The organism is Methanobacteriaceae archaeon, from assembly GCA_013403005.1.
Taxonomy (GTDB): domain Archaea; phylum Methanobacteriota; class Methanobacteria; order Methanobacteriales; family Methanobacteriaceae; genus Methanobacterium.
The window spans coordinates 1-7,500 of record JACBOA010000015.1 but is presented as its reverse complement, the minus strand read 5'-3'; the positions used below and the strand labels follow the sequence as shown (position 1 = coordinate 7,500).

The window sequence follows — 7,500 nt, the reverse complement described above, 5'->3', positions numbered from 1 at the left end:
GTTCCTTCTGGGATTTCTCCCAGGGGTAGTGAGTTTCCTGGTTTTATTGGTGCGGATATTCCGCAGGCGATTTCATCATTGATGGCTATGCTTTCCGGGGCCAGGATGAGTTTCTGTTCTCCGTTTTCGAATTTGACCTTGGCCACCGGGGCAGTTCTACCCGGGTCATGGATTATGTCCACCACTTTCCCCTGTAGACTGCCATTTTTTTCTACATCATCGTATGAACGGTACTGTATTTTTCCTTTGAAGCGGTGTGATGCACTTCGGTAGGTGGGGGTTCCTCTTCCCCTTCTTTGAATTATTAATCGTTTTCCCATTATTAGTCCTCCCTAAGGGTTAGAACACTCCCATTTTAACGGCAATATCTTCTGCACTGTGCTCTTCTGCCAGTTTGAGGTATGCTATTTTTTCGCCGCGGGAATTAATCTGAGTGTTAACTCTTTCCACCTTGGCGTCAAAGAGTTCTTCAAAAGCCTGTTTAATCTGGGGCTTCCGGGCGGTTCTCCTCACCACAAAGGTTAACTCGTTTTTGTAGTCAATGGCATTCATACTCTTCTCAGTTAACTGTGGTTTAATTATTATACTGTAAGGATCCATTCATGACACCTGCCTATTTCTGGAATAGTTCTCCCAGTTTTTCTATGGCGGATTTAGTGTAAATAGTAAGTCGGCCAGGGTGTGTTCCTGGTGCCAGGAGTTCTGCGTTGAGGTTATCCACAACTACTATATCTACTCCAGGGTGATTTCTAGCTCCCAAGCTGATTCCTTTGTCCTCTCCTACAACCAGTAATGGTCCCTTGGGTGTTCGGTATTTCCTTCCCCTGGTTTTACCTCTACCTGCCCTGATTTTTCGACCGTTTTTTGCTCGAACCACATCATCCATTATTCCCAGTTTTTTGAATATTTCCCTAGTCTGGCTGGTTTTTTTGACACTGCACAGTTCATCATCCACCACGAATGGTATTTGGGGGATGTTTTCAATTATGTGTCCCCTTGCCTCAACCAGTTCCGGGTTGGTGGTTGCAGCCAGAGCAGAGCGTATGGCCAGTTTTCTTTCTTTCTTGTTGATCTTTTCGTGGATGATTCTGCTGGTTCTGGGGGGATGTGCTCTTCTTCCACCGGCTGCCTGGGGTACGAAAGCTGCCTTGGATCCTGCAGGGTGTCTTGAACCCTTAACACGTGGTACCATGGCTGCTCCTCGACCTGCACCGAATGATTCGGCAGTGGTTCGTTTCCCTGCCATGGGATCTGTTCCCCAGGGCTGGATGCGGGCGCTTTGTGCAGAGAGCACCGCCCTTTTTATGAGGTCCGGTCGGAAATCTTCAGAGAAAATTTCTGGAAGCTCCATCTCGCCAGTAACTTTACCTTCTAATGAGTAAACATTGATCTTCTTCATTCCCATCACTCTTTAATAATTAGGCTCCCTGCTTGGAAGCTGTGCTGATATATGATATTTGCGGAGCATCATCGTGTTTTCCATGTGGTCTGATTGCTTTTCTAAGCATGACCAGTCTTTTTGATGGTCCGGGTAATGATCCTTTAAGAAGTAAATAGTTGTTTCGAACAAGTCCGTACTTTACAAATCCACCATCAGGATTGATTTCATCAACCTGCTCGGCTTCCCCTATCTTGAGGATTTTTTTGTTGTATTCAGTGCGCTGGTGGTATCCCATCTGACCAGCCATGGGTACAGTCCACATGGTTCTGGCCGGAGTCCAGGGCCCTATAGAACCTACTACACGTGCTTTGCTACTTCGGGCAGCTTTTCCGTACTGGATTCTAACCCCCCATCTTTTCACCACACCCTGGAATCCTTTACCTTTGGTTACTGCCACGGCATCAGTGTGTTCACCCTCATTGAATACATCTGCGGGGTTGATTTCAGTTCCCAGTACACTGGTAACATATTCCAGTTTTTCCTCTACACTGGCGCCTCCCACACCGCATTCCATTATTTCTGGCTTTTTCTTGGGTACGCTGGCCAGTCTGGGTTTGGTGTGTATCAGTGCACGGATTTCTGCTACTTGGTCTATGTTTTCTTTCAATGAATTCAGTTGGGCTTCAGTATCGTAGTCAGAGGGTAGGGTGATTTTCCTGGAGAGGTCTTCATCCATTTCCTGTGCCAGGACATCGGTCATGGCCTTAATTCCTCGTGTTGTCTTCTGGTAAGCTCTGATACCGAATACCACTACTGGTGGGGTTTCCAATACTGTCACCGGGGTGGATATTTCCATTCCCTCAGTGGGTGAGTTTTTAGTGTTATCGGTCTGGGTGATGTGGGTCATTCCCACCTTGTAACCGGGGAACCCCAATAGACACGGCTCTTCGCTTTCGGGCCAGGAGCTGATTCGGGGTGATTCCCTGGCTGCTCTTTTTCTAGGACTAAATGCAACTGATCCTTTTCTAGGTTGATGATGTCTAGCCATCTAATATTTCCTCCTTAATCTAAAATTTTCCACTTTTCCAAATATGTGAACATAAATTACTCTAGAGAGTCTTAAAGTAACTCCCAAACGCGCATTGCAAACCAGTTCAGTTATAATCAATGCTTATCACTAGCTATAATGCAAGATAATCTATTTGAACCCTGCATTATCCATATCAAAATTTAATTTGCCAATTAGCACACTAAATAGCCACTATGGTCCCGTTATTCTTCGATTAACCCATGACTGGGGGATTAATCGCTAACTAATCCATTAGCATATTAAATACTGATAAAGTAGCTAAAACTGCCTCTTCAGTCCTTACAGTCTTAGTTCCCTGATTAGGGATGGTGTTAACCTCCAGGTCCAATACGTCCCCAGGGTTGCCCATTAATTCGTGTAAGCCCGAATATGGACCACCAAACAAAATAGTTATGTGTTTGGAGCCCCTTAACCCCTCTTTTACTTCGTTTAAAACAGAAGTGATGGGTTCAGCATAGCGTGTTGTTCCAATGACCAGGTCGGGTCGTGGTTTTAACAATTCTATGCTATCATCTAAATTCTTATAAGTAGACAGTACTTCATACCCCCAATAAACATCAGGTTCATCAGGAGTGACTATTATTTCCTTTCCTAACTTATCTACCTTAAAGCTTAAGACACGGTTCACGCTGAGTTTTTCCTTGCATAGCGCTTCTGTGTCAGCACCTATATCAACTATGGTGCCCTTTTTGGTCCTTTTCAATGTAAGTCCCTGTCTATAATCACCTTGATGGAGTTCTCCAGTGGGGTGATGGGGAGTGCGGAGCGGTGGTAGTATTCCAACATTCCTTAACTCCCTGGTTATAGGAAATACCTTTTTTCTAAGGTATTGTGGGGTATTCATATAAGTGAGGATATCACTAATAAACTTTGCCCCTTTCCGGTCTTCGGGGTCTTCAGTATCGCTGTAAACAACGATTTTCCTCACCCGAAACAGAGCAGCTGATCTGCCAATCAACCCTACTTTGTATGTCTTTAGTTTTAAATCTTTTGTTTCTTGAATAAAAGAAGATGGTATGAAAATCGTGATATCTTTATTAACTCGCATCTTTAAATTTTTGTTTTTAAACCTTATATAAATATTGTCAAGAAAGTTTTTAACAGAGCAAATTTGTTAAAAATATCCTTTAGAAGACTTAAGAACTATACTAAGATTCTTAAAATGTGAACTTTTACATCAAAAATTTTTCAACCCTCAAAACAACCACTTCCACATCCCTCTTCTCATCCCGATGAAATTTATAAATTCGTGGCAGTGGAAATTCATAGTAAAACCTATGGGTGATTACCCCACCCATGGCATTCACCATCTGCTTTAAAAATTCCTCTGTTTTGGCCAGGTGAAATGAATAAACCACCGGTGATATTTCAAGGGCTTTTTCCAGGAATTTACGGTCACCCTTTTTCCAGTTGGCTTTCTGGGCTCCAAAAGGTGGGTTCTGGATCACGGTGTCTGCTTCTTGGTGAAAATCCTCAATATCCACATGGATGAATCTGCATTTATCCTGAACTTTCAATCGTTCTGCTTCTTTTTGTGCAACCTGAAGTGCAGCCCCATCCACATCAACACCCACCACTTCACAAGCTCCCATAAGGGCTGCCCCCAGGGCCAGAACCCCCGTCCCACAACCAAGGTCAGCTACCTTCATCCCACGAATATCACCCAGACTTGTGGCATTCCATACCACATCAGCCGCTATAAGGGCAGGAGTATGGTACTGTTCCAAGTCTGGATCTGGATCTGGATGAGGGGGTATGGCTTGCAAAGCCATTTCAAGGTGTCTTTGTTTCAGTTTCATGGTGAATCTGAGATTAAATGATGAATCATGAGCAAATACTAATATATTTTTAGTTTATCCTTTCTTAATAATATGTTAGCATAAAATCTTTAAGGAGATACAGATAATAGATATATTTATCCAGATTATGTTTACCAGATTATGAAAAAAGTATCCTGATATATATATGGGAAGTTGTCCCAAAAATGGAATTAACAATAATAGTAAAATAAAATAATTATAGAAATTATTTAAGCCATAAACTGTGTTTAAAGCCATAATATCCCAAAATGAGATTAAAAGGATGATATCATGTTTGAAAAGGTTCTGGTTGCCAACCGTGGGGAAATAGCCATCCGGGTGATGCGCGCCTGTCGAGAACTGGATGTAAAGAGTGTTGCAGTTTACTCAGACGCAGACAAAAATTCACTCTTCGCCAAATACGCTGACGAGGCTTATAATATAGGGGGGCCCTCCCCATCCGATAGTTACCTGAACATTCCCCACATTCTAGATGTTGCCGAAAAATCAGGGGCTGATGCACTGCACCCTGGTTACGGTTTTCTTGCCGAAAACTCACAGCTAGGGGATGAATGTGAAAAAATTGGTATAAAACTCATAGGACCACCAGGTTCTGTTATTGAATCCATGGGAAGTAAAATAGAATCCCGTAAACTCATGGAAAAAGCAGGAGTACCAGTTATCCCTGGTAACAGTAAGGGAGTATCTGACCCTGAGGAAGCCCTTAAAATTGCAGAAGACATTGGCTATCCTGTAATTATCAAAGCATCAGCCGGAGGGGGTGGAATTGGTATGCGGACTGTTTACGAGGAAGATGAACTCCTCCGTGCCCTGGAATCCACCCAATCTGTGGCGGCATCTGCCTTTGGAGACTCCACTGTATTTATTGAAAAATACATAGAAGAACCCCGTCACATTGAATTCCAGATCCTGGCTGATGAACATGGTAACACCATCCACGTGGCAGACCGGGAGTGCAGTATCCAGCGCAGACACCAGAAACTAATTGAAGAATCACCATCCCCCATCATGACCGAGGAACTCCGGGAAAGGATGGGGCAGGCCGCAGTTAAAGCAGCCTCATCAATTGGTTACACCAATGCAGGTACTGTGGAATTCCTCTATTCAAATGGGGACTTTTATTTCCTGGAAATGAATACCAGGATTCAGGTGGAACACCCTATCACAGAAGTGGTGACTGGAGTAGATCTGGTTAAAGAACAGCTTAAAATAGCATCAGGTAGAAAGTTATGCTGCACCCAGGAAGAGATCCAGGTACGGGGACATGCCATTGAGTGCCGTATAAATGCTGAAAACCCATTGGCTGATTTTGCACCGAACCCTGGTAAAATAACCGGTTACCGTTCTCCGGGAGGTCCTGGAGTGCGGGTGGATAGTGGGGTTTATATGAACTACACCATACCACCCTTTTATGATTCCATGATTTCCAAGCTCATTGTCTGGGGAAGAAACAGAAATGAAGCCATCAGCCGGATGAAAAGGGCCCTATCAGAATACATTATTCTAGGGGTGCAAACAACCATACCCTTCCATAAAGCCATGATGTTAAGCTCCAAGTTCAATGAAGCCAAATTACACACCCATTTTGTGGATGAAAATAAACAGGAAATAAGGGAGAAAATGGAAAAAATCGTCCAAGAAGATAAAAATAGAGTGTCCAGACTAAAATCCACATTTTTACCTTCGAAAAGAGTGGCAGCAGTTTCAGCAGCAGTTTCAAGCCATATGGCTCATGCCATGAATAAAAATAAGAAGTAATGAGGTTAATCATAGAGATTCATAAATAAATTTAGTCTATAAATTTAGTCTAAAATAAAAAAAGAGCTTCGATCAGAAATGGACGAGATGCTCAAGGATAAGAAATTCAAATGAATATGATAACTGCTAATGCTTTATAAAGGGGTTTTTAACAGATGAAAGATTTTCAGGTGGTTTTATGTATAAAGAAGAGATATTGAAAAAACTCCATCAGAATAAAGATAAATTTGTTTCCGAGGATGATTTAGTATCAGAGACCGGAATACCTGCGAAAAAGCTGACAAGAGAAATTCAAACCCTTCAGGATGAGGGTTATGAAATTGAGGTTTCTGAGAATGGGTATCGTCTTTTAAAAGCTCCTAACACGCTCCTACCTTACGAAATTCAAAAAGGTCTGGAAACCAGTTATATGGGACGTGAAATTCATCATTACCATGAGGTGGATTCCACCAATGAGGTGGCCAAAAAACTGGCCATGAAAGGTTCCCCTGAAGGAACCATTGTAATAGCTGAAAGTCAGAGCAGTGGCAAAGGTAGGAGGGGTAAAAAATGGTTATCACCCGCAGGTGGGGTTTGGATGAGCATAATTCTCCGGCCAGATATTCCACCCTCCCAAGCACCACAGCTCACTCTGGTAACTGGAGTAGCAGTGGCTGAGACACTGGATCAGGAGTGCAAACTGGATGTTGGTATTAAATGGCCCAATGACATACTCATTGGAGATAAAAAAGTTTGTGGAATATTAACTGAAGGTAGTGCCAGTTCACAGAAACTGGATTATGTAGTGGTGGGTATTGGTATTGATCTCAACGTGGATGTGGATAACTTCCCACCAGGACTCAGAGAAGGTGCCACATCCCTAAAAAGAGAACTGGAAAAGGAGATATCTGGAGTGGAATTAGTGGAAAGATTCCTTTTAAAATTCGAAAACCTTTACAATGATTTCAAAGCCGGGGGTTTTCCTGAGATTCTGTCCCAATGGCGCAGGCTCTCCAAGACCATTGGTTCTTATGTAGAGGTGCATAAAAAGGGCGGACGTGTGGTAAGGGGAGAAGCAGTTGGCATAAACAAAGAAGGAGTTCTCATCCTGGAAATGAACGACGGAAGCCTTAGAAAAGTCATATCCGGAGAATGCATACATCAAAAGAAATAAACATTATAAAAAGAAATGAAATACCTAGATATTATCTGAAAAATTATCTAAAAAGTCATTTTTCTAAAAAAAATGTCTTGTGTAGAGGGGTGTTGAGTGAATTAATCTTAATAAGTGAATTAATCTTGATATAAAAATAACCCTATACTTTTTCTCCCATATTTGAACTAATAGGGTGTCTGTTTTATGTGAAGTTTTCCAAGGCGTAGATTTCTTGGATTTCGTTTTGGCCGTAGGATATTATTATTCCTAGTAAAAGTACATTTAGGTAGGCTTTTTTATAGACTGAGCGTTTGGT

At 42.4% G+C, this 7,500-nt stretch carries 8 protein-coding genes (1 of these 8 only partly in view); 2 read left to right on the top strand and 6 right to left on the bottom strand.

Features of this window, described 5'->3' with window-relative positions; all coding sequences use genetic code 11:
- The 6 genes from HVN35_09295 to HVN35_09270 form a co-directional block, all read right to left on the bottom strand.
- A protein-coding gene (locus HVN35_09295; protein ID NYB52738.1) for a 50S ribosomal protein L2 crosses the window boundary here: on the bottom strand, positions 1-320 show its 5' portion. The gene continues 406 nt to the left of window position 1, outside the view; 320 of the gene's 726 nt are visible here — the first part of the coding sequence; its start codon is at positions 318-320; the stop codon falls past the left edge of the window.
- A 19-nt stretch (positions 321-339) separates the two neighbouring features.
- Positions 340-600 (bottom strand): 50S ribosomal protein L23, encoded by a 261-nt coding sequence (locus HVN35_09290; protein ID NYB52737.1) that lies wholly within the window; start codon positions 598-600, stop codon positions 340-342.
- A gap of 13 nt (positions 601-613) precedes the next feature.
- Complete coding sequence (locus HVN35_09285; GenBank protein NYB52736.1) at positions 614-1,399, bottom strand: 50S ribosomal protein L4; 786 nt, start codon at positions 1,397-1,399, stop codon at positions 614-616.
- A 19-nt stretch (positions 1,400-1,418) separates the two neighbouring features.
- Complete coding sequence (gene rpl3p / locus HVN35_09280) at positions 1,419-2,429, bottom strand: 50S ribosomal protein L3 (GenBank protein ID NYB52735.1); 1,011 nt, start codon at positions 2,427-2,429, stop codon at positions 1,419-1,421.
- A 265-nt stretch (positions 2,430-2,694) separates the two neighbouring features.
- Complete coding sequence (locus HVN35_09275; GenBank protein NYB52734.1) at positions 2,695-3,519, bottom strand: RNA-binding protein; 825 nt, start codon at positions 3,517-3,519, stop codon at positions 2,695-2,697.
- A gap of 124 nt (positions 3,520-3,643) precedes the next feature.
- Positions 3,644-4,270 carry a methyltransferase gene (locus tag HVN35_09270; protein ID NYB52733.1) on the bottom strand — a complete coding sequence of 209 codons (627 nt, stop codon included), beginning with the start codon at positions 4,268-4,270 and terminating at the stop codon, positions 3,644-3,646.
- Between the two features lie 291 nt (positions 4,271-4,561).
- Here HVN35_09270 and HVN35_09265 point away from each other — a divergent pair, with 291 nt between their 5' ends.
- Together HVN35_09265 and HVN35_09260 are read left to right on the top strand one after the other, a co-directional pair.
- Positions 4,562-6,049: an acetyl-CoA carboxylase biotin carboxylase subunit gene (locus HVN35_09265; GenBank protein NYB52732.1), complete on the top strand. Its 1,488-nt coding sequence runs from the start codon at positions 4,562-4,564 to the stop codon at positions 6,047-6,049.
- 178 nt (positions 6,050-6,227) lie between these two features.
- The gene (locus HVN35_09260; protein ID NYB52731.1) at positions 6,228-7,202 is read left to right on the top strand and encodes a biotin--[acetyl-CoA-carboxylase] ligase; all 975 of its coding nucleotides are present in this window, start codon (positions 6,228-6,230) and stop codon (positions 7,200-7,202) included.
- The last annotated feature ends 298 nt before the right edge of the window (positions 7,203-7,500 follow it).